Raw genomic sequence first — 21,860 nt, forward strand, 5'->3', positions numbered from 1 at the left:
GGTTCGCCGACGGCGAGCACGCGGGCATGCGCCCGGGCCCGCATCCCGGCGCGCCACGCGCCCGAAACACGGGCGGGTTAGCCTCGGAGCATGTCCCTGCCCGACGTGTGCGTCGTCTACCTGCTGCGCGATCGCGCCGACGGCGGGCTCGATGTGCTGCTCGGGTACAAGCGCACCGGGCTCGGCCTCGGCAAGGTCGTGGGCATCGGTGGCAAGGTCGAGCCGGGCGAGACGGTACGGCACGGCGCCGTGCGCGAGATCCACGAGGAGACCGGCCTCGAGGTCGATCCCGACGATCTGCGCCCGGCCGGAACCCTCGACTACCTCTTCCCGACGCGCCCGGCGTGGTCGCAGCGCTCGCACGTCTTCACGTGCCGGCGCTGGCGCGGCGAGCCGGTCGAGACCGACGAGATCGTGCCCGCCTGGTTCCGCGCCGAGGAGATCCCCTTCGGGCGCATGTGGGACGATGCGGCGCGCTGGCTGCCGGGCGTCCTGGCCGGCGGCACGGTCGACCACGTCTACACGTTCGGCGACGACCTCGCGACCGTGGTCGACGAGGCGCCGCGCCTCACGCTGTGACGGCGCCCGGGCGCGGCGCGTAGCGGCCGGACCTCTCGGCGCGTGCCCGCGCCTTCGCCGCCTCCTCGTCGCGGTTCTTCGGCGGCGCGGCGGCCACGAGGTCGGCGAGGAGGTGCCCGGTGGCGTGCGCGATCTCGGCGACCGCTCTGTCGAACGCCTCCTGGTTCGCCTTCGACGGCTTCGTCGTGCCGGCGATCTTGCGCACGTACTGCAGCGCGGCGGCGTGCACCTCGGCGTCGGTCGCGGCCGGCTCGAAGTTGTGGAGCGTGTGGATGTTGCGGCACATGCCCGCCACGGTACGCCCGGCGGCCCGCCGCATCCAGACCCGCTACGGTCGGACCGTGGAGCCCGAACTGTCCGACCGCGCGCAGGTGGGCTCGTTCTCCGCCGCCGGCAGCACGCTCGTGGCCGAGTCGGCCGGGCACGGCGACACGGTGTTCGTGCTCGTGCACGGCATCGGCATGGGACGCAGCGTGTTCGCCGACGCCGCCCATCACCTCCGCCGCCACGGCCGCGTCGTGGCCGTCGACCTCCCCGGGTACGGCGAGGCGCCCGAGCCGCCACGCACGCCCGCGATCGAGCGCATGGCCGATCTCGTCGCGGCGTTCCTCGTCGCCCGCGTCTCCGGTCGCATCGTGCTCGTCGGGCATTCGATGGGCTCGCAGGTCGCGCTCGAAGTCGCGGCGCGGCATCCGGGGGTCGCGTCGTGCCTCGTGCTCGCGGCGCCCACCGTCGATCGCTCGGCCCGGCGGCCGTTCGTGCAGATCCTCCGGCTCGCGCGCGGCCTCGTGCACGAGCATCCGAAGGTCATCGCCGCCGGTGCGCGCGAGTACGTGCGCGCGGGCCCCCACCTGCGCCGGAAGTTCCGCGCCATGATGGCGCACCGCCCCGAGCACGCGTGGGCGCGCGTCGGCGTCCCGACGCTCGTGCTGCGCGGCGCCGACGACCCCGTGTGCCCCGAGCCGTGGTGCCGTGAGGTCGCTGCGGGCATCCCCGACGCGCGCCTCGAGCACGTACCCGACCGCGGCCACGAGACGATGATCCGGGATGCGGCGCCCGTGGCCGCCCGCATCCTCGCCTTCCTCGCCGGCTGAGCCCGGTCGCTCGGGCTCGACAAGCGCGCAGAATTCAGGCTGTTCCGCCACCTGGGGCGCTCGCGGCGGCCTCAGACCCCGGCACAGCCTGAATTCCGCCGCGCCGGCGGGTCAGCGTCGGCGGGGTCAGCGGGCGACGATCTCCGCCGCGAGCGCGCGGACGCGGTCGTCGTCGACGTCGAGGCCGATGTCGCGGAAGCGCTGGCGCAGCACGTCGGCCACGCGCTCCTCCGAGGCGTCGCCGACGTCGGCGCGGGTCTGCGCGACGATGCCGGCGATGCGGTCCTCGTCGGTGGCGTCGTGCATGTCCATCGCGGGCGCGTCCTGCGTGCCGGGCGATGCCGCGGGGGCGTGCGCGTCGTGCGCGACGGCTCCGCCCTGCACGATCTCGGGCGGCTCGCCGTGCTGCACGGTGCTGTCGTCGGGGACGTTCGGGTCGGACATGTCAGCTCTCCTCATCCGTCGACAGGTCGGGGTCGATGCCGCGGGTGGGCACATCGCTCTCGACGGTGCCGTCCTCGTCGGTCGCCGGCTCGTCGGCCGACGATCCCGCGTCGCTCAGCTCGGGCGAGCCCGCGGCGTCCGCCGAGCGCTCGGCCGTCTCGTCGTCGGCGCTCGCGCCGCTCTCCCAGCCCCCGGGCGGGTCGGCGTTGATGACGCCTTCGGGCAGATCGCGTTCGGCCATGGCGGCTCCTTCCGTCCTTTCCAGCCTCGCCCCTCGCGGCTCCGTACGCCGCGGGCTTGACGCCCGCGGTCGGCAGGACTATCCGCGCCCGGCCGCCCGGTCGCGGGCCACCTGCCCCGCGACGACCTGCGCGCCGCTGGTGACGAGCGCGCGCCGCCACGGCAGCACGCCGTCGATCTCGATCTGGATGCTGAGGGAGAGCACGGTGCGGATGAGCACCACGATCGCGAGGATCACAGCGTCCTCGATCGACGGGTTCGAGGTGATCGTGCGGATGAGGTCGGCGGCCACGAGCACTTCGAGACCCAGGAGGATCGCGCCGCCGAGCGTCGTGCGCAGGGTCGTGAATGCCGCGGCGCCGCCCTCCCGCCGGGCGAGGGCGCGGATGCTGAGCACCACCGCGAGCACGAAGCCCGCGGCCATCGCGACGGCACCGAGGGTCTCGAAGGCGACCGCGACGGTCGTGAAGGCGTCTTCCATCCGCACGCGCTCAGCCTAGGGCCGCGCGTGCGCGTCGTCGCCGGCGAAGGGCGACGCCGCGCGGCGACCGGAGCGCAGGGCGTCAGGCGGTGCGGGCGCGGAGGATGCCGGCGCGCTCGGGGTGCTGGTCGAACCACTCCGCGACGTACCAGCACACCGGGATGACCTCGCGGTCGCCGGCGGCCTCGAGGTGCGCGACGGCGCGCTCGACGAGCTCGCCCGCGCAGCCGTGGCCGCGGTAGGTGGGAATCGTGAAGGCGCGCGTCATCGCGACGCTGCGGCCGTCGTCGTTGTAGTCCAGGACGCTGACGAGGGCGTCACCGCGGTGCAGCGTGTAGCGCGACGCGTCCTTCTCGTCGGTGAAGCGCAGGTCGCCGCCCGCGCCGGAGTCCCCGCGCATGCTCATCGCTCCAGCGTACGCCCGCTCGGAGACGCGGGATCCGCGCCCCGCCCGCGCGGGGAGAGCATCACGAGCCACGCGTCGGCCTCAGGCCCGAGCTCCCGTTGTCCTCGACGACCCCGTCGTCCGGGCGCGCCGCGGCGAAGCGGGTCAGGCGGGCAGCACGCCGGTGCGGGCGAGCTCGGCGTACCAGCGACCGCTGTCCTTCACCGTGCGCTCGAGCGTGTCGAAGTCCACGCGCACGATGCCGAAGCGCTTGGCGTAGCCGTAGCCCCACTCGAAGTTGTCGAGCAGCGACCACACGAAGTACCCGCGCAGGTCGACGCCCCGCTGCATCGCGCGGTGCGCGGCGGTGAAGTGGCGGCGGAGGTAGTCGAGGCGCTCAGGGTCGGGCACCGATCCGTCGGCGGCCACGACGTCGTCGAAGGCCGCGCCGTTCTCCGTCACCATGAGCGGCTGGTCCGGGAACTGGTCGCGCAGCGACAGCAGGAGCTCCTCGAGCCCGTCGGGGGCGATGTTCCACCCCATCGCCGTGTACGGGCCCGGCTGCTCGAGGAACTCCAGCACATCGGCGCTCCCCGGCCACGCCGTGCCGCCATCCGACGCCTTGTGCCCGTCGTCCGCCTGCTTCGGCGACTGCCCGTCCCACATCTGCACGGTCACGGTCGAGTAGTAGTTCACGCCGAGCACGTCGATCGGCTGGTGGATGGCGGCGAGGTCGCCGTCCTGCACGAAGCCCCAGTCGGTGACGGATGCGGTGTCCTCGAGCAGGTCGGCGGGGTACTCGCCGCGCAGCATCGGTCCCGTGAACGCGCGGTTGGCGAGCGCGTCGACACGGCGCACGGCCTCGGCGCCCCGGTCGCCGCGACCGCGGGCGACATGGAAGTTGAGCGTCACGGAGTACTGCGGATCGCCCGTCGAGGTGGCGCGCAGCGCTCGGATGGCGCGGCCGTGCGCGAGGTTCAGGTGGTGCACGGCCGCGAGGGCGGCCGCCGGCTCGTGCCGGCCGGGCGCGTGGCCGCCCTGGCCGTAGCCGAGGTAGGCGGAGCACCACGGCTCGTTGAGGGTCGTCCACGTGTGGATGCGGTCGCCGAGCGCGCCGCCGACGACCTCCGCGTAGCGCTCGAAGGCGTCCGCCGTGGCGCGCGCCGGCCACCCGCCGGCATCTTCGAGGGGCTGCGGCAGGTCCCAGTGGTACAGCGTCGCGACGGGCCGGATGCCGCGGGCGAGGAGCCCGTCGACCAATCGCGAGTAGAAGTCGATGCCCGCCTGGTTGGCCGCCCCGGTGCCGGTGGGGATGATGCGCGGCCACGCGATCGAGAACCGGTAGGCGCCGAGGCCCAGCTCGGCCATGAGGTCGAGGTCGCTCTCCCACCGGTGGTAGTGGTCGCACGCGACGTCGCCGGTGTCGCCGTTCCACACCTTCCCGGGCGTCTTGCTGAACGTGTCCCAGATGGAGGGGAGGCGTCCGTCCTCGGCCGCGGCGCCCTCCACCTGGTAGGACGCGGTGGCCGAGCCGAACGTGAAGCCGCCGGGGAAGACGAGGCCCCTCCCCCGGTAGTCGGCGCCGTCGCGGTCGTCGGGGCGGGCGGTGTCGGTCATCGGGTGACCTCCGAGAGATTCGCGGTGAGCACGGTCGACCGGCCGTCCGGTGTCGTGACAATGACCTCGCGCGTTCCCTCGCCGCCGGGGAAGACCCGCAGCGACAGCCCGTCGAGGTAGTCGTAGTCCGGACGATCGGAGCGCGCCCCCCACGGGAGGACAGCGCCGGGTCGAACATACAGCGGCAGACTGTCGAAGCCGTGACGCTCGCGTCGCCAGCCGCCCCCCGTGACGGTCTCCCCGGTGAGCAGGTGCGTCCACTCCCCCGCCGGCACGTAGAACTCCACGTCGCCCTCCGCGGAGAAGACGGGCGCGACGAGCAGCTCGGGGCCGAGCATGTACTGCCGGTCGAGGTGCGCGGCCGCCGGGTCGTCGGGGAACTCCAGCGCCATCGGGCGCATCACCGGCACCCCGGATGCGGCGGCCTCGAGCCCGCGCTGGAAGAGGTAGGGCATGAGGCGCATCTTCAGCTGCGTGAAGCGGCGCGTCACCTCGACGGCCTCGTCGTCGAACTGCCACGGCACACGGTAGGACTCCGAGCCGTGGAAGCGGCTGTGCGTGCCGAGCAGGCCGAAGGCGGTCCAGCGCTTGAACACCGCCGCATCCGGCGTGCCCTCGAAGCCGCCGATGTCGTGGCTCCAGTGCGCGAAGCCGCTCATCGCGAGCGACAGGCCGCCGCGGAGGGTCTCGGCCATCGACACGAACGTCGACGTGGAGTCGCCGCCCCAGTGCACGGGCATGCTCTGGCCGCCCGCGGTCGCCGACCGGGCGAACAGCACGGCCTCGCCCTCGCCGCGCTCGGCGACGAGCACGTCGTACACGGCGCGGTTGTACAGCTCGGTGTAGAGGTTGTGCATGCGGTCGGGTGCGCTGCCGTCGGCGTAGACGACGTCGAGGGGGATCCGCTCGCCGAAGTCGGTCTTGAAGCAGTCGACGCCCTGGCGCACGAGGCGGCGGAGGTGGTCCTGGTACCACCGCGTCGCGTCGGGGTTCGTGAAGTCGACGAGGCCCATGCCCGCCTGCCACAGGTCCCACTGCCATACCGAGCCGTCGGCGCGCCGGACGAGATAGCCGCGCTCGGCCGCCTCGGCGAACAGCGGCGACGCCTGCCCGATGTACGGGTTGATCCACACCGATACGCGCAGGTCGCGCGCGTGCAGGCGCTCGAGCATGCCGTCGGGGTCGGGGAAGACGCGCGCGTCCCATTCGAAGTCGCACCACTGGAACTCGCGCATCCAGAAGCAGTCGAAGTGGAACACCGACACCGGCAGCTCGCGGCGCGCCATCTCGTCGATGAACGACGTGACGGTGGCCTCGTCGTAGTCGGTCGTGAAGCTCGTCGAGAGCCACAGCCCGTACGACCACGCCGGCACCACGGGCGGGCGCCCGGTGAGCGCGGTGTAGCGCGCGAGCACGTCCTTGGGCGTGGGTCCGTCGATCACGAAGTACTCCAGCGCCTCGCCGGGCACCGAGAACTGCACGCGCTCGACCGCCTCCGAGCCGATCTCGAACGACACGTGGCCGGGGTCGTTCACGAGCACGCCGTAGCCGCGGTTGGACAGGTAGAGCGGCACGTTCTTGTACGCCTGCTCGCTGGAGGTGCCGCCGTCGGCGTTCCAGATGTCGACGGTCTGGCCGTTCTTCACGAACGGTCCGAACCGCTCGCCCAGGCCGTAGACGAGCTCGCCGACCCCGAGCTCGAGCTGCTCGTGGACGAACGCCCGCGGACGCCCGACGGGGCTCCCCGTGCGCGCGTTGCCGACGATGCCCGGATCGACCTGCGCGTCGGGCGCGAGCGTGATGTAGCCCTGCGCCTTGGGCCCGCTGGCCGTGAGCGGGCGGCCGCCGGAGGAGAACGCCAGGCTCCAGGGCGCCCCTCGGCGCACGCGGGCTTCGAGCGCGCCCGTGCACAGCGCCCCGGCTTCGTCGTCGACCGCGACGGTCGCCGCCGCATCCGTGGCACCGGGGAGGGCGAACGTGAGCCCGCGACCACCGCCGGTGTGGTGCTCGATGCGCACGCGCACGACGCCCTCGAGCGGCGAGGACAGCGTCACGGTGAGCACGGGTCGGTTGAGGGTGTCGCCGCGGCGCTCGATCGTCTTGGTGGGGGCGAGCACGCGGATGCCGGCGCCGTCGGCGGTCTCGACCTCGCGGACGTCGAACGCCTCCTGCCCGTACAGCGCGGTGACGCCGGGGCGCAGCTGCCAGAACCCATCGGTGAACTTCATTACTTGACTGCTCCTGCGGTGATGCCGCGCGTGAGGGTGCGCTGGAAGATGAGGAAGAAGAGGAGGGTCGGGATGATGCCCAGGAGCGCGGAGGCGCTCGTGGTCGTCACATCCATGAGGCGGTCGCCCTGCAGCACGCTGATCGCGACGGGCACGGTCTGGTTCTCGTTCGAGACGAGGAAGGTCAGCGGAATGAGGAACTCGTTCCACGTCCAGATGAAGAAGAAGATGAGCAGCACCGACAGTGTCGGGCGGCTGATCGGGAAGACCACGCGCCACAGGATCGTCCAGCGGCCGGCGCCGTCCATCGCCGCGGCCTCGAGCACCTCCTTGGGAAAGGTGCCGTACACGGACGCCAGCAGGTAGGTGCCGAAGGCGGCCTGGATGACCGTGAAGATGATGATTACCGACCACACGTTGTTGTACAGGCCGACCGCTTTGGCCATGTAGTACAGCGGGTACAGCAGAGCCTCCTGCGGCAGCAGGTTCGCCAGGAGGAACAGCAGCACGATCCACGAGCGGCCGCGCACGCGGCCGATGCCGATCGCGAACGCGTTGAGCATCGACACGAGCACCGCGAGCACCGCGACCATGCCGGCGATGAAGAACGAGTTCCCTACCTTCTGCGGGAAGTCCACGCGCTCCCAGAACGCCGCGACGCCGTCGAACGACAGCCCCGTGGGCAGGGCCAGCGGCCCGCCGTTGGAGTAGTCGGCCGGCGACTTGAAGGAGTTCAGGAGGATCAGCAGGAAGGGAGCGACCACGAGCAGCGCGCCGACGGCGACGAGCGCGAGGACGAGCCAGTCGATCGCGCGCGGGTGCGCCATGCCGCGGCGGCGGCGCGCGGGGGTCGGCGACGTCGCGGGCGCGCCGGGGCGTCCGGTGGTCAGGGTCGCGGTGGCGGCCATCACAGTCCCGCCCTTTCCTTGCGCTCGGCCGCGTTCTGCGCGCGGATGAAGATGACGGCGATCACGCCGATGACGACGGTCAGCGCGGTCGCGATCGTCGCGCCGTACCCGACCTGCTGCGATTGGAAGAATTCGCTGTACGCGTAGTAGGCGGGCACGATCGTGGAGGTGCCGGGGCCGCCGCGGGTCAGCACGTACACCGGCCCGAAGACCTTCAGCGCCGCGATCGTCGTCGTGAGGGTCACGACGTAGACCTCGGGGCGGATGATGCTCACCGTGATCGAGCGGAACCGCTGGAACCAGTTGGCGCCGTCGAGCTCGGCGGCCTCGTACAGCTCGGGGTCCACGCGCTGGAGCGCGGCCATGAAGATGACGACCGGATAGCCGATCTGCACCCAGATGAGGACGACCATGATCGCCGGGAGGGCCGTGTCGGGGCTGCCGAGCCAGTTGTGGGCGAGGAAGCCGAGACCCACGCTCTGGAGGATCGAGTTCAGGGCGCCGTCCTGGGGGCGGAGGATCCAGCCGATCACGATGCCGGCGACGGCGACGGGCAGGATCTGCGGCAGGTAGAACGTGGCGCGCAGGAAACTCGCGGTGCGTCCGCCGAATTTGCGGCCGACGAGGTCGAAGAGCACGGCGGCGAGGAGGAGGCCGAGGACGGTCGGCACGATCACCATCGCGACGATCATCCAGATGCTGTTGACGAACGAGGTCCAGAACTTCGCGTCCTGGAAGAGATCGATCCAGTTCTGCAGGCCGATCCACTCCGGCGGGCGGATGCCGCGCCACTCCGTGAAGGTGAGGTACACGTTCCACACGAGCGGGATCACCACGACCACCGCGAGCAGCACGAGGCCCGGGAGCAGGTACAGCCAGTAGCCGGCCGAGCCGCCGCGCCCGCGCTGCGGGATGAGCGGTTCGTCGGGCGGGAGCCGTCGCGGCCGGGCGGGCCGGACGAAGGGGACTGCGGTCATGGGGGGTCCTTCTGCCGTCGCGGGAGGGAACGGGGCGGGGTGGGGCGGCGTACGGCCGCCCCACCCCGCGGGTGTCAACGCAGGGACGAGACGTACGACTCGTACTCGTCGCCGAGCGCCGAGTCGACGTCGGCCGGCGACGTGCCGTTGAGCAGGTTCTGCAGCTGGGCGTTGAGGGTGTCGTAGAACGTCGGCGTCGGCCAGTCCGGGTAGAAGGCCAGGCCGTCGGCGTCGGTCACGGCGTTGAACGCGCTGATGAGCTCCTGGCTCTTCGGGTCGGTGATGTCGGCCGGCTCGGCGGCGACGGGCACGCCGCCGTTGTTGCCGATGATCGCCTGGATCTCGGGGCGCATCGTGATGTCGATGAACTTGTACGCGAGCTCCTTGTTCTTCGCGTTCTCCGGCACGACCCACAGGTTGCCCGAGGAGCCGAGGGAGAAGTCGGCGCCCGGGAAGGGGAAGATGCCCCACTCGGCGTTGGTCATCTCCGCGATGAATCGCCCGTACCACCAGCTGCCCGACACGAACATCGGGTATGTGCCGTTGATGAAGGCGGTGCCCGCATCCTCGGCCTTCATGCCGGTGGCGTCCTTCGAGATGTACCCGGCATCGACGTACTTCTTGAGCGTCTCGCTCGCGTAGCTGATCTCGCTGCCCTGCCAGTCGACGGGGCCGGCGTACAGCTGGTAGTCGTCGATCCACGAGCGATCGGCCTTCGTGAGGGCGAGCTGGTACCACAGCTGGCCGAGCGGGTACTCGGCGCCGGCTTCCGCCAGCGGCGTGATGCCCTTGGCGACGAACGCGTCCATGACGTCCACGAACTCGTCGTACGTCGTGGGGACCTGCAGTCCCGCCTGGGCGAACATGTCCTCGTTGTAGTAGACGGTGACGAACTCGCCGTAGTTGGGGACGCCGTACCACGCGTCGCCGCCCATGACGCCGTCCTCGTCGTACTTCGCCGTCGTCTGCAGCGACGGGGCGAGCTTGTCGGCCCAGCCGTACTCGTCGACCGCGTCGCTGATGTCGGTGAGCAGGCCCTGGCTCGCGAGCAGGCCCGCGGTCGCGTTGCCCTTGTTGTACTCCATGAGGTCGGGCGCCTCGTCGGAGTTGAGCACCTGGCTGGCGGTCGATCGAATCTGCTCGAAGCCCTTCTCTTCTAAGTTCACCGTGACGTCGGGGTTCTCCTCCTGGAAGACCTTGATCGCCTCGTTCCAGGCCTTGCCCATCGCGCTCGTCTCGGATTCGTAGTGCCACAGGGTGAGGCTGTCGCCGCTCTCCTCCCCGCTCGAGCCGGAGCCGGAGCATCCGGCCAGCGCCAGGGCGGCGACCGTCGCCGTCCCGACGACCGCGGCGATGCGGCGCTGGTTCCTCGTGGTGTTGCGTGCCATCGTCGGCACTCCTTTCGTGGTGGTCGCGGCGGCCGGCAGGACGCCACAGGGGTCGTGCGAGCCGAAGATCGAAGCGCTTCGACTCTGGTCGTGCGTATGCAGTTGTGAAGGGGTGCGCAGGAGAGGTGGGTGGTCAGCGACGCGGCGGCGGGGCCACCGTGCCGTGGGACAGATAGGTCGGCGGGATGAGATGCACGGCCGGGTCGAGCCGGCGATCCTCCACGGCCTTCACGGCGAGCTCGATCGCGAGGTCGCACGAGGCCTGCGGGATGAGAGGGATCGTGTCGACGGCGACCGCCTGCGCCGCGGTGTCGAAGGAGGCGCCGACGGCGACCACCGACACGTCACCGGGGATGTCGTGCCCGCCGCGGGCGACCTCCTCGAGCACCGCCTCGTGGGCGTCGGCGGCGCAGTGCAGGACGAGCGCGGTGGCACCGTCGGCGAGCAGCTCGCGCACGGCGCGCCGCGCGGCTGCCAGCTCGGTGAGCGTCACGCCGGTCGTGCGGAACGCCCACTCGACGTCGCGCTCGGCGGCGCGCTCGCCCACGGCGGCCCGCACGCGCGGCGGGAAGTTCGACTTCTCGTACGCGATGTCGGTCTGGCCGACGAGCCCGATGCGACGGTGCCCGACGTCGACGAGTGCGTCGACCGCCATGCGTGCGGCGGCCTCGAAGTCGAGGTCCACGCACGTCAGGCCTTCGTGGTCGTCGGGGATGCCGATGAACACCGTGGGCGTCGCGATCGCCCGCGCGAGCGGCACGCGGTCGTCGTCGGGCGCGACGTCGAGCACGACGATGCCGTCGACGAGGCCCGTCGCGGCGACGCGGCTCATCCCCTCGCGCGCCTGCTCCTCGGTCAGTAGGAGCACGTCGTACTCGTGGCGCCGCGCGGCGATCGCGGTCGCGAGCACGAAGGCCATGTGCGTCGGGGCGTGCGTATCGCTGCGCAGCGGCTCGGTGAGGGCGAAGATGTGGGTGCGGCTGCCGGCGAGCATCCGCGCCCCCGCGTTCGGGCTGTAGCCGAGCTCGTGCACCGCCCGCTCGACGCGCTCGCGCGTGCGCTGGGAGACCGGCCGCTTGCCGCTGAGCGCGTAGGACACCGTGCTGATCGAGACGCCGGCGGCCTCGGCCACCTCGTTGATCTTCACCATGTCGGACTCCGTCGTCGTGTCTGCCGCCGTGAGCGGCGGGAATATCGAAGCGCTTCGCGAAACGCTTCGACGGATACGGTAGGCGACGCGGGGCGGCAGGCGCAAGTGTTTTCGCGAAGTCGGCAACAAACCGATCCGCCGTACCGTCCCGACTGAGCAGAACGTCATATTCCGTTATCTGGCGCGTCTCGCGACGTAGCGATTTGACGCGTGGAGACGCATTCGGTCATAATCGCGACATGACCGACAACGCGCGTTCTCTGTCCGCCTGGGAGGCGAACTGGACTGCCGGGATGATGATGCCCGGCCGCGTCGTGCTGTGTCGAATGTGTCGCTGACACGGTGACCCCCGCCGGACGCCGCTCGCGCTTCTGAACGCCGAGCACGGTCGTCCCCGAGCGCATCGGACTACGCGTCGATCAGGCGTAGCCGTGTGCCTCGTCTCCCGGGCCCCGCAGCGGCCCTCGCGCACATCTCCCGGATCCGCGCACTGCGCGCATCCCTTCCGCAAGGACACCCATCATCATGTCGACCGCCGCCCTCCTCGACCGTCCCGCCCGCATCCGCCACCTCCGCGCCGTCCCCGACACCACGTCCGCTCCGGCTTCCGCTCCGGCCGCTCCCGCCCCCGCGCGCAGCCTCCCCGCCGGGACTGCTCCGCGCGGCTTCGCCCTGTACGTCGGCATCGACGAGGACAAGGCCGCCGCCGACGGCGTCTCGCTCCCCCAGCTCGTCGAGGCCCTGCGCCGCACGCTCGCCGAGCTCGCGCCCAGCGCGCAGACCCACGCGACCGTCGCGCTGGCTCCCGTCGGCGCCGGCGGCCGCGACGTCGATGTCGTGCGCCTCGCCCTCCACGAGCCCTCCGCCGTCGCGCGCACCAAGCCCGAGCCCGAGGAGGATGAGGATCGCGCTCCCGGGGGCGTCGTCGTCGACATCTCCCGTAAGCGCGTGCTGCTGGACGGCCAGTCGGCCGCCTTCACGTTCAAGGAGTTCGAGCTGCTGCAGTACCTCGTCCTGCGCGAGGGACGCACGATCGACCGCAGCGAGCTCGTCGCGTCGCTGTGGCAGGGCGCCGGCGAGGACGAGGCCCCGGGCGAGCGCACGATCGACGTTCACGTGCGCCGGCTGCGCGCGAAGCTCGGCGCGTACGAGGACATCGTGCGCACCGTCCGCGGCGTCGGCTATCGCTTCGACCGTCACGCCGACGTCGTCATCCGCTACGGCCACGGCACGCCCTCGCCCGACCGCTTCTGATCACCGCCCGTCGGCGTTCCGGCTCGCCGCGCCCTACGCGTGCGCGACTGCGGGCGCGCGGTGTCGGCGAACGGACGTAGAGTGCCGGGGTGAGCCCGATCGTCGCCCCGCCGCGTCCGGTCGAGACGACGTACCGGCCGCGGCATGCCGTCGACGTCGCCCGGGCGGTGCTCGCGCAGCGGCACGGCGCCAACGACCCCGCGCTCACCGTGGCCAACGGCGTCGTGTGGCGCGCGAGCCGCACGCCCGACGGCGTCGCGACGCTCGCGCTGCGCCCCACGGCCGACGGCTCGGTCCGGGTGGCCGCGTGGGGGCCCGGCGCGCGCTGGGCGCTCGGCCAGCTGCCGCGGCTGTGCGGCGCCGACGACGACCCCACGGGCTTCGACGCGTCGCTGCATCCGCTCGTCGCCGAGGCCCACCACCGCCATCCCGGGCTGCGGATCGGACGCACCGACCTCGTCTTCGAGGCGGTCGCGAGCGCGATCATGGAGCAGAAGGTGACGGGGCTGCAGGCGTTCTCCGCGTGGCGGCGCCTGCTCACGTGGTTCGGCGAGCGCGCCCCCGGACCCACGCCGCGACCGATGTTCGCCCCGCCCGACATCGACGGCTGGCGCCGCATCCCGTCGTGGTCGTGGCATCGCGCGGGACTCGAGCCGCCGCAGTCGCGCACGATCGTCGAGGCCGCGCGACGGGGCGCGTCGCTCGTCGCGGCTGCCGAGGCCGCGGTCGACGGCGACGCGCGCGATCGCGTCTTCACGAGCATCCGCGGCATCGGCGTGTGGACGAGCGCCGAAGCGCGCATCCGCGCGTTCGGCGACCCCGACGCGGTGAGTGTCGGCGACTACCACCTCGCCCACCAGGTCGGATACGCGCTCACCGGCTCGCGGGTCGACGACGACGGCATGCTCGAGCTCCTGGAGCCGTGGCTCGGGCACCGGCAGCGCGCCATCCGGTACATCCTCGCCGCGGGCGTGTTCGAACCGCGTCGCGGTCCGCGCGTGCACCCCGAGGATCACCGCGACCGTTGACGTTCCGTCGGACGCCGGGGGCGCCGCCGTCTAGGGTGGGAACATGGCAGAGCGTCGCACCGGATGGCCCCGCGGCCGCATGCCGTGGCTCCTGGGGACCGTCGTGCTCCTCGGACTCGGCGTGCTGTTCGGCCTCGTCTTCGGCAGCGTCTGGCTCGGCATCGTGCTCGCCGCCGCCGTCTCGATCGGCTGGCTCATCGCCTACGAGTCGTGGCGCGGCCGCAACAGCGGCGTGAACGACGAGGACCGCGGCATCCAGCTCTGACGCCCGCCGTGCGGACCGGATGCGGCGGGCTCACATCTCCTCGTGCGTGTCGGGGTCGCCGCCCCACAGCCGGCCGCGGCGCAGGCCCGACAGGGCCGCCATCTCGTCGTCGGTGAGAGCGAAGCCGAACACGTCGGCGTTCTCGCGCTGCCGGTCCGGGTCGGCCGACTTCGGGATCGGGGTGGAGCCGAGCTGCACGTGCCAGCGGAGGACCGCGCGGGTGGGAGTCACCCCGTGGGCCGCCGCGATGTCGGCGACGACCGGCTCTGCCAGCAGCTCGCTCCGCCGGGCGAGCGGGCTCCAGCTCTCGGTGCGGATGCCGAGCTCGGCGTGGACCGCGCGCAGCTCGTCCTGCGGGTAGTACGGATGCAGCTCCACCTGGTTCACGACGGGCACCACGCCGGTCGCTTCGGCGAGTCGGCGCAGCATCGGCTCGGTGAAGTTCGACACGCCGATCGACCGCGCGACGCCCCGGCGCTGCAGCTCGATCATCGCGCGCCACGTGTCGAGCCACTTGCCCACGCTCGGGTTCGGCCAGTGGATCAGGTACAGGTCGATGCGGTCGAGCCCGAGCGCCTCGAGCGATCGCGACGCGCTCGCCAGGGTCTCGTCGTACCCGTGGTCGCGCCCGGGGATCTTCGTCGTGACGAGGATCTCGTCGCGGTCGATGCCGCTGCGGCGCACCGCTTCGCCGACCTCGCCCTCATTCTCGTAGTTCACGGCCGAATCCAGCAGCCGGTAGCCCGACTCGAGCGCCGCGACGATCGCGGCCACGCCGTCGTCGCCGCGCAGCTTGTACGTGCCGAGGCCGAGCTCGGGGAAGGCGACGCCGTCGGCGAGGGTCACGGTGGGAATGTTGGTCATACCGTCATCCTCGCCGACGTGCGGGCGCGGCGCGCCGTTGCGCGACACGCCCGCCGGAGCTAGGCCCCACGTCCGAGATCTCCGCCGCGCGACGACGCACCCTCGTAGCCGTCGCGCTCGAAGCCGCCCGCGAAAGCGAGGATGCGCCCCATCACGAACGCTCCGGCGTACTGCGCCATCGCCTGGAACTTGTCGGACACATCGCCCTCGCGCGCGACACCGGACTGCTCGTACGCACCGGTCGTCACGATCGCGTCGGTGGCGTTGTCGGCGAGGACACCCAGCGCGCGGGCCGTCTGCTCGCGCCCCAGATCGAGGGCTCGGGTGAGCACCGTCTCGGACGAGACCCCCACGAGGTTCAGGTTCTCGTCCAGGACGCCGTTGTTGTAGTACTTCTCGATGAGCACGGCGTTGCGCGCGTAGTTCGCGTAGCCGTAGCCCATGGCGGCGTAGGCGGCGTTCGCGCCGGTGCCGACGTACTGCTCGATCGTCGGCAGCGACTGCTGGGCGGTCCACGACAGCGCGACGTCGAGGTCGATGCCACTCAGCCGGCTCCGGAACACGTCCGTCGACACGCCGCGGGCCTCCGCCGCGGGCTGCAGCACGCCGGTCTCGAAAGCCGCCCAGTCGGCGTCGGCGGCGCGACGGAAGAACGAGGCGATCGTCTCGAGCTCGGCCCCCTCCGCGATCGCCGCGCCCTCGTTGTCGCGCCCGATCGTGAACACCGACTCGGCGAACGCGAGCTGCCCGCGCGAGAAGTCGTAGTAGATCAACGGGAGCAGCACGTCCGTGAGGAGCTGTTCGATCGAGGTGTAGCCGGCGGATGCGATCGTGTCGGCGATGTTCTGCAGGGCGCCCACCGCGTACTGCTGGAGGGAGTACGCATCGAAGGCGTTGCCGTACGCCGAGATAAGCGCCTCGGCGTCGGCGAGGGTCTGGGGCGTGTACGTTCCGAGCGAGTCGAGGAAGGCCACGAACTCGGTCTCGGCGGTCTGAGCTGCCTGCAGCTGAGCGTCGATCGCGGTGCCGCCCGTGGTCAGCAGCGACTGCATCGTCTGGAACGCGCTCGTCGTCGCCTGCATGAGCAGCGCCGCTTGGGAGGCCTCGAAGAACGCGCCGCCCTGCAGGCCCTGCGTCTGCAGGCTCCGCGCACGGTCGGCGGATGCCGCGGCGTCGGCGGGAAGCGTGCCGGCCGAGGCCTGCAGCGCGGGATCCAGCGCCGTGAACTCCGCCGCCGCGCGGTCGTAGGTCGCGAGCATGGTGTCGGCCTCGCTGCGGAACTTCGCGTAGCCCGTCTCGCTCGCCTTCGGCGTGTCGGGCTGGGCGGGGCGCGGCAGCTCGCTGCCGGTGAGGAGCGGATAGGCCTCGTACAGATCGGCCACCTCGACGACCTCGACGCCGCCCGACGCACCGAGCTGCACGACGTCGACGAGCTCGCCCTGCGCGTTCGGCGAGTTGCGCTGCCCGGCGGGGATCAGGACGGTGTCGAGCTCGCCCGCGTCGATGACGCCCTGAACCTTCTCGGGGATGCCGCCGACCGTGCCGACCGTGCCCATCGGGTTGATCGTGCCGGTCATCGTGGCGTCGGGCGAGATGTCGTCGCCGTAGTACAGCGACAGCAGGCCCACCGTGGTGAGCGCGCCCGCGCTCGGCCCGTCGATTCTGCCGTCAAATGCGAACCGGTAGGCGACGTCGAGAGGCGCGCCGGTGAGCAGCGTCGCGACCGAGACGGCGTTCCACGAAGCGGCCTGGGTCATCGCGCCGACGCCGCTCACCTCGTCTTCGGAGATGTCGATGCTCAATTCGCCGTCGTCCGACGGGCGCACGGAGACCCGCTGCTGCGCGACGCCGCCGGTGTCGCCGGCTGCGTACAGCACGTTGAGCGTGGCCTCGCTCGAACGGAATCCGGTCGATTCCTCGCCGGCGGACTCGCCGAACGACACAGGGAACGGGAAGACGGAGCAGCCGGTGACGGCGAGTGCGGTCGCGACGGCGAGCACGGGGAGGGCGGCGGCGCGGTGAAGAGCAGGACGGGGCATACGCGTTTTCCGGAGCGGAGGAGCCGGTGGACGCGGCAGGTGGCGGCGTCGACCCGGATGTGTGACGGGGGTGGTTCCAGCATCGCTGAACCGGTTGAGGCCGCCGCGCTTACTCACACCCCAGTTGTGGGGGGATCGTGCCCGCGCGGTCAGGCCAGGGCGGCGGCCACCGCGTCCCACCACGTCGACGCGGCCGATCGATGGCCGGCGAGCCGCGCCGCCGCCTCGCGCGCGATCCGAGGGGCGGATGCGGCGGCCGCATCGAGGCGCGCCGGCGCGTCCGCCAGCTCATCGAGGTCGAGTACCGCGTCCTGTCCCCAGTGGCCGAGCGCGCCGCCGAGCTTGATGCGCGTGTACGCGTCCGCGGCGAGCGAAAGGATCGGGACGCCCGCCGGCGCGGCGAAGACCGCCGGGTGGTAGCGGCTGGTCACGAGCACGCGCGCGGTGCGCGCCAGCGCCGCTGCGGTGCGCGAGTCGCCGCTGGGCACGACCTCGCTCGGCCGCCGCATCCGCGACCGCACGCGCTCGTGCAGCGCGGCGTCGCCGGCCGGGACGGCGCCGGCCGTCTCGGGGCCGAAGTGGGCGTGGAAGACGACGGGCCCGACCGTGTCGGCTGCGCGGTCGAGGAGGGCGGCGATGCCGCGCTCGACCTCGTCGGCCGGGCGCCCGGCGAACCACCCCGACAGGCTCACGAGGACGGGGCCGGATGCGGCGGGGCCGTTCGTCGCGCGCGGACCGCCGCCGAGGAACGACGCATCGTCGACGCCCGCGTGCACCGCCGCGCCCCACGAGCGCGCGAGCTGGGCCGAGGCGTGCTCGCGCACCCCCGTGCGCGCCGCGGCGCGCACCATGCCGGCCACCCGGTCGGCGTCGGCGGGCTCCAGGTCGGGACCGAACGTCTGCCCCGACACGACGACGGGCAGCCCGCGCGCCCGCGCCATCGCGGCGAGGGTCGTCCGCTCGAAGACGTGCACCGGCCACCGGGACGCGAGGTTGCCGCCGCCGGCGATCAGCACACCCGAGGCGTCGCCGAGCGCCGCGAGCGCGGCGGCGGCGGGGTCGCCGGACTCGAGCGTCGCGCGGCCCCCAGCGGCGGCGACGAGGCGCTCGGCGCGCCGCGCCGCGGCATCGCGATCCAGCCCCACGAAGCCGAGCCGCGGCACGCACGGCACGCCGTACCGGGCGGAGGATTCCTCCGGCGCGGAGGACACGCCCACGATGTCGACGCCGCGCGCGCCCAGCTCGTCGCGTGCCGCCTCGAACATGGCCTCGTCGCCGATGTGGATCATCCCCGACACCACGCCGATGTCGCCGATCGTCAGAACGCCCACGCGTCTCCCTCGCAGAAATGCGGAGCCGAACTTCGGCGCCCCGTCAACCGTAGGCTCTGTTCGGATTGTCCCAGTACGATTCCCGACGGCGCCCGCTCGGCGCCGGCTCGGAGGGCAACATGGGCATTCAGACGGCGATGGACCGCATCACCGAGGCACCCTCGATCGTGGAGGCGATGCGCGCCGCAGACGACCTCGCGTTCGAGGCCGGTCGCGATCCCGGCGTCCGCACGCTGCGCGTGCTGTCGGCGGCGCTCGCCGGCGACGACGACCTCGCGGCGATCGCCGCGGTGCACGCCCTCGCGGAGATGAACGACGAGGAGGCCGCGCGGCTGCTGTCGAGCCTGCTCTCCTCCCGCCGGCCGTACATCGTCGAGCACGCCGCAGCGGCGCTCGGCCGACGCCCCGCCCGGCCCGACGCGGTCGGGCGCCTCATCCGGCTCGTCGCCGACGGGGGCTTCACCGGCATGATCGCGCAGCACACGCTCGAGAAGTGGTCGACGGGAGCCGGCGAGCTGCTCGCGGTCGCGCTGGAGACGGCGAGCACCGGCACCCTTCCCTACGACGCGCGAGCGCGCCTCGTCGAGACGATGGGCCTCGTGCGCCACCCGCTCGCCGTGCGACCGCTGCGCGCGTGGGCGACGGACGCCACAGCCCCCGCCGCCGTCCGCGAGGCGGCGGTGGCCGCACTGGGCCAGCGTCGCGAGCACGCCGCCCTCGCGACGCTCGAGGACCTCGTGGTCGAGGGCGGCGTCCTCGGCGACCTTGCGCGGCTCGCGCTCATCGACGCCGAGCCGGCCCCCGTCGTCCGCGACGCCGGGGGCGGACTCACGATCGCGCAACTGTTCCTCCACGCCGACGTCGACCCATCGCTCTCCGCCGCAGGCGCGGGCGACAACGGCGGCATCGCGACCCTGCTCGTGCGCCTGGGCGACGCCCTCATCGCGGCCGACGGCGACGTCCGGCGCGTCCTGACCCTCTCGCGCGGCACCGCGGCCCAGGCCGGGCCCGACCTCCTGCAGGTCGCGGGCGGCGAGGCGGGGCACGTGTACGGCCACGTCCCGCTCAGCCCGCCCCCGGTCGCGTCGGCCGCGGCCTGGCCCCTGCGCGTGAGCGTGCGCCGCGGCATCCGGCGCCTGCTGCGCGCCGCCGGCCGCGTCGACGTGCTCCACCTCCGCATGGCCGACGTCGGGAGCCTCGCCGCCGCCGACGTCGCGCGCGAGCTGGGCATCCCGACGGTCTTCACCGTCGCGCCCGACCCGCACAGTGTGATCGCGTCGCTCGAGCGGTCGGGCACGCTCACGCGCGAGGACTTCGGCCCCGCCGACCTCGCCGAGCACTTCTGGTTCCGCACGCACCTCGTCCAGAGCCTCGCCGCCTCCGCCGCGCACTCGGTGTTCTTCCCCCGGCCCGAGCTCGAGCGCGACATGCGCGCGCTCGTCGGCATCGACCTCTCCTCGCACCCCGAGCGTCACACCGTCGTCGCGGAAGGCGTCGACCTCGAGGTCGTCGATCGTGCGGTGGCACGGGCTCGCGCCGTCGCCGAGGGCGCGGCGCCCCAGGGCGCCCTCGCCGAGCTCGCGGGCCTCCTCGACGCACTCCCCGAGGAGCGCCGCCGCCTTCCGCTCCTCGTGACGGCCGGGCGGATGCACCGCATCAAGGGCATGGCGACCCTCGTCCAGGCGTGGGCGGACGGGCCGCTCGCCGACGCCGCGAACCTGCTCGTGATCGGGGGCGACCTCGAGAACCCGTCGGCCGACGAGCGCGAGCAGCTCGACCGCATCCGCGTCGCCGTGCCGCCGGCCGAGCGCGCCGCGCGCGGGCTGCTGCTCACGGGCCACCGCTCGAACGACGTCGCGGCGGACTGGCTCGCGGCCGCGCGCTTCGGTCTCCCCGGCCGGGCCGCCGCGGGCGGGGTGTATGTATGCGCGAGCCTCAAGGAGGAGTTCGGCCTCGCGATCCTCGAGGCCATGGCGACGGGCCTCCTCGTCGTCGCGCCCGACAGCGGCGGACCGGCCACCTACGTCGAGGACGGCCTTACGGGCTTCCTCACCGAGACGGCCGACCCGGGGAAGCTCGTCGCCGCGGTCGGTCAGGCTCTCGAGCGGGCGGCGGCGGGCGACGACGGCGCGGCGCGTCAGGCGCGCGACCTCGTCGCGGCGCGCTTCACGATCCAGGGCATGGCCGCGATGCTCGCGCCGGTGTACCGGTCGGTCGCGCAGGGCGAGGCCGAGCTGCAGCGTGCGGCGGGCCTGCTCGCATGACGCTGCTGATCATCAGCCCCGACTACGCCTCCCACCTCCTCCCGCTCGCAGCGCTCGGCACCGCGTGGCGCGACGCGGGCGATGACGTCGTCGTCGCGACCGGCCCCGCCACCGCGCCGATCGTCGCGGAGTTCGGCTACCGCCGCGTCGACCTCCCGCTCGGACGCGGCGCGAACGCGGGCGTCATCCGCAGCTCCGAGCAGCAGGCGGAGGAGGCGGCCTCCCTCGAGGGCTTCTTCGCCGCGACGCGCGAGGGGATGGTTCCCACGCTCGCCTACCAGGCCCGCGAGCGGCTGACCGACCTCATGTGGCAGCCGGTCGACCGGGCCCGCGCGACGCTCCGTGTGATCGACGAGGTGCGCCCCGACGCGATCCTCGTCGACCACCTGGCGTACAGCGCGCGCCTCGCTCTGCACACGCGCGGCATCGCGTACGGCGACGTCGTGCTCGGCCACCCGAGCGCCCTGCCGGTCGCCGGCGAGGTCTACGGCTATCCGCCCGCGTGGCCCGCCGCCTTCTCCCCCGACCCGGCCGACCTCGCCGACCTGCGCCGCGTGTGCGACGAGGTGGCGCGGCGGTTCACCGCGCAATGGAACGAGGCCGCGTCCGTTCTCGATCCGGATGCGGCGCCCGTCGCCGACGCGTTCGCGCTGCACGGCGACACGGTGCTGTACAACTACCCCGCCGAGCTCGCCGCCGGCGACGGCCGCGCGCTTCCGCCGCACCGGTTCCTCGGGTCGACGCCGCGCGCCGAGGCCGCCGCATCCGGGGTCGAGGGGTGGATCGCCGAGGGCGGGCCGTTCGTGTACGTGAGCTTCGGCAGCTTCCTCTCGGTGCGCGGCGACGTGCTCGCGCGCGTGGCGGCGGCGCTGCGGCAGGCGGGCCTGCGCGCGGCCATCGCGACCGGCACGACGGATGCCGCCGACCTCGGTCCGATCCCGGGCCACTGGCTCGTCGCGGAGTACCTGCCGCAGGTGCGTCTGCTCGCCTCGGCGGCCGCGGCGGTGACGCACGGGGGCAACAACTCCGTGACCGAGGCGGTCGGCCACGGCGTGCCGCTGCTCGTGCTGCCCTTCTCCACCGACCAGTTCGCCGGGGCCGCGGCGATCGAGCGCACCGGCTTCGGCCGAACGCTCGATCCGAACGCCGCGTCCGTCGACGAGCTCGCCGCCGCCCTGCGCGACATCGCCGAGCCCTCGTTCGCGGGCCGCGCGGCGCTGGCCGCCGCGGCCGCGGCGCAGCGCGCGCAGCCCGGCCCGCGCATCGCGCGCGCGACCGTGGGCGGCGCGTAGCCGGCCGGCGGGTCGGCTTCGGGAGGAGATTC

21 protein-coding genes are annotated in these 21,860 nt (G+C 73.0%); 7 read left to right on the forward strand and 14 right to left on the reverse strand.

From position 1 onward, the window contains the following. Positions 1 to 90: 90 nt before the first annotated feature. Positions 91 to 579: an 8-oxo-dGTP diphosphatase gene (locus EI169_RS13940; RefSeq protein ID WP_125132878.1), complete on the forward strand. Its 489-nt coding sequence runs from the start codon at positions 91 to 93 to the stop codon at positions 577 to 579. Here EI169_RS13940 and EI169_RS13945 read toward each other — a convergent pair. Continuing rightward, entirely contained in the window at positions 569 to 865 is a 297-nt protein-coding gene (locus EI169_RS13945; RefSeq protein WP_125132879.1) for a DUF2277 domain-containing protein, read from the reverse strand. The genes EI169_RS13940 and EI169_RS13945 overlap by 11 nt on opposite strands. Before the next feature lie 55 nt (positions 866 to 920). Between EI169_RS13945 and EI169_RS13950 the strand changes: the two genes are divergently transcribed. Beyond that, positions 921 to 1,673 (forward strand): alpha/beta hydrolase, encoded by a 753-nt coding sequence (locus tag EI169_RS13950; RefSeq protein ID WP_240640465.1) that lies wholly within the window; start codon positions 921 to 923, stop codon positions 1,671 to 1,673. A gap of 126 nt (positions 1,674 to 1,799) precedes the next feature. On the opposite strand, the gene EI169_RS13955 is transcribed toward EI169_RS13950, so the two are convergent. The 10 genes from EI169_RS13955 to EI169_RS14000 form a co-directional block, all read right to left on the reverse strand. Next, complete coding sequence (locus EI169_RS13955; protein WP_125132880.1) at positions 1,800 to 2,117, reverse strand: hypothetical protein; 318 nt, start codon at positions 2,115 to 2,117, stop codon at positions 1,800 to 1,802. Position 2,118: 1 nt separating this feature from the next. After that, on the reverse strand, positions 2,119 to 2,358 hold the full coding sequence (locus EI169_RS13960) for a hypothetical protein (RefSeq protein ID WP_125132881.1): 240 nt from the start codon (positions 2,356 to 2,358) through the stop codon (positions 2,119 to 2,121). A 78-nt stretch (positions 2,359 to 2,436) separates the two neighbouring features. Then, positions 2,437 to 2,838, reverse strand: coding sequence for a DUF1622 domain-containing protein (locus tag EI169_RS13965; protein WP_205783971.1), 402 nt, complete (start codon positions 2,836 to 2,838; stop codon positions 2,437 to 2,439). Between the two features lie 82 nt (positions 2,839 to 2,920). Continuing rightward, positions 2,921 to 3,238, reverse strand: coding sequence for a GNAT family N-acetyltransferase (locus tag EI169_RS13970; RefSeq protein WP_125133496.1), 318 nt, complete (start codon positions 3,236 to 3,238; stop codon positions 2,921 to 2,923). Between the two features lie 150 nt (positions 3,239 to 3,388). Then, positions 3,389 to 4,840, reverse strand: coding sequence for a family 1 glycosylhydrolase (locus EI169_RS13975; protein WP_125132883.1), 1,452 nt, complete (start codon positions 4,838 to 4,840; stop codon positions 3,389 to 3,391). Beyond that, positions 4,837 to 7,068, reverse strand: coding sequence for an alpha-xylosidase (gene yicI / locus EI169_RS13980; RefSeq protein WP_125132884.1), 2,232 nt, complete (start codon positions 7,066 to 7,068; stop codon positions 4,837 to 4,839). The genes EI169_RS13975 and yicI overlap by 4 nt, the downstream gene beginning before the upstream one ends. Further along, the gene (locus tag EI169_RS13985; RefSeq protein WP_125132885.1) at positions 7,068 to 7,976 is read right to left on the reverse strand and encodes a carbohydrate ABC transporter permease; all 909 of its coding nucleotides are present in this window, start codon (positions 7,974 to 7,976) and stop codon (positions 7,068 to 7,070) included. The genes yicI and EI169_RS13985 overlap by 1 nt, the downstream gene beginning before the upstream one ends. Next, on the reverse strand, positions 7,976 to 8,953 hold the full coding sequence (locus EI169_RS13990; protein ID WP_125132886.1) for a sugar ABC transporter permease: 978 nt from the start codon (positions 8,951 to 8,953) through the stop codon (positions 7,976 to 7,978). Before EI169_RS13990 ends, EI169_RS13985 begins: the two co-directional genes overlap by 1 nt. Before the next feature lie 74 nt (positions 8,954 to 9,027). Continuing rightward, positions 9,028 to 10,341 carry an extracellular solute-binding protein gene (locus EI169_RS13995; protein ID WP_125132887.1) on the reverse strand — a complete coding sequence of 438 codons (1,314 nt, stop codon included), beginning with the start codon at positions 10,339 to 10,341 and terminating at the stop codon, positions 9,028 to 9,030. A gap of 133 nt (positions 10,342 to 10,474) precedes the next feature. Beyond that, positions 10,475 to 11,491 carry a LacI family DNA-binding transcriptional regulator gene (locus EI169_RS14000; RefSeq protein WP_125132888.1) on the reverse strand — a complete coding sequence of 339 codons (1,017 nt, stop codon included), beginning with the start codon at positions 11,489 to 11,491 and terminating at the stop codon, positions 10,475 to 10,477. Positions 11,492 to 12,016: 525 nt separating this feature from the next. Here EI169_RS14000 and EI169_RS14005 point away from each other — a divergent pair. From EI169_RS14005 to EI169_RS14015, 3 genes are all read left to right on the forward strand, one after another. After that, complete coding sequence (locus tag EI169_RS14005) at positions 12,017 to 12,745, forward strand: winged helix-turn-helix domain-containing protein (protein WP_125132889.1); 729 nt, start codon at positions 12,017 to 12,019, stop codon at positions 12,743 to 12,745. Positions 12,746 to 12,834: 89 nt separating this feature from the next. Beyond that, positions 12,835 to 13,773 carry a DNA-3-methyladenine glycosylase 2 family protein gene (locus EI169_RS14010; RefSeq protein ID WP_125132890.1) on the forward strand — a complete coding sequence of 313 codons (939 nt, stop codon included), beginning with the start codon at positions 12,835 to 12,837 and terminating at the stop codon, positions 13,771 to 13,773. A gap of 43 nt (positions 13,774 to 13,816) precedes the next feature. Continuing rightward, a complete protein-coding gene (locus EI169_RS14015; protein ID WP_125132891.1) occupies positions 13,817 to 14,038 on the forward strand; it encodes a hypothetical protein in 222 nt (73 codons plus the stop codon). 30 nt (positions 14,039 to 14,068) lie between these two features. On the opposite strand, the gene EI169_RS14020 is transcribed toward EI169_RS14015, so the two are convergent. The 3 genes from EI169_RS14020 to EI169_RS14030 form a co-directional block, all read right to left on the reverse strand. Then, entirely contained in the window at positions 14,069 to 14,902 is an 834-nt protein-coding gene (locus EI169_RS14020) for an aldo/keto reductase (protein ID WP_125132892.1), read from the reverse strand. 59 nt (positions 14,903 to 14,961) lie between these two features. Beyond that, positions 14,962 to 16,941: a S16 family serine protease gene (locus EI169_RS14025; RefSeq protein WP_125132893.1), complete on the reverse strand. Its 1,980-nt coding sequence runs from the start codon at positions 16,939 to 16,941 to the stop codon at positions 14,962 to 14,964. Between the two features lie 149 nt (positions 16,942 to 17,090). After that, positions 17,091 to 18,272, reverse strand: a complete 1,182-nt coding sequence (locus EI169_RS14030) for a polysaccharide pyruvyl transferase family protein (protein ID WP_125132894.1) — start codon at positions 18,270 to 18,272, stop codon at positions 17,091 to 17,093. Between the two features lie 119 nt (positions 18,273 to 18,391). Here EI169_RS14030 and EI169_RS14035 point away from each other — a divergent pair, with 119 nt between their 5' ends. Together EI169_RS14035 and EI169_RS14040 are read left to right on the forward strand one after the other, a co-directional pair. Beyond that, positions 18,392 to 20,536: a glycosyltransferase gene (locus tag EI169_RS14035; protein WP_125132895.1), complete on the forward strand. Its 2,145-nt coding sequence runs from the start codon at positions 18,392 to 18,394 to the stop codon at positions 20,534 to 20,536. Continuing rightward, positions 20,533 to 21,828 carry a glycosyltransferase gene (locus EI169_RS14040; protein WP_125132896.1) on the forward strand — a complete coding sequence of 432 codons (1,296 nt, stop codon included), beginning with the start codon at positions 20,533 to 20,535 and terminating at the stop codon, positions 21,826 to 21,828. The genes EI169_RS14035 and EI169_RS14040 overlap by 4 nt, the downstream gene beginning before the upstream one ends. Positions 21,829 to 21,860 lie beyond the last annotated feature (32 nt).

It is taken from the genome of Microbacterium sp. 10M-3C3 (assembly GCF_003931875.1).
Taxonomy (GTDB): Bacteria; Actinomycetota; Actinomycetes; order Actinomycetales; family Microbacteriaceae; genus Microbacterium.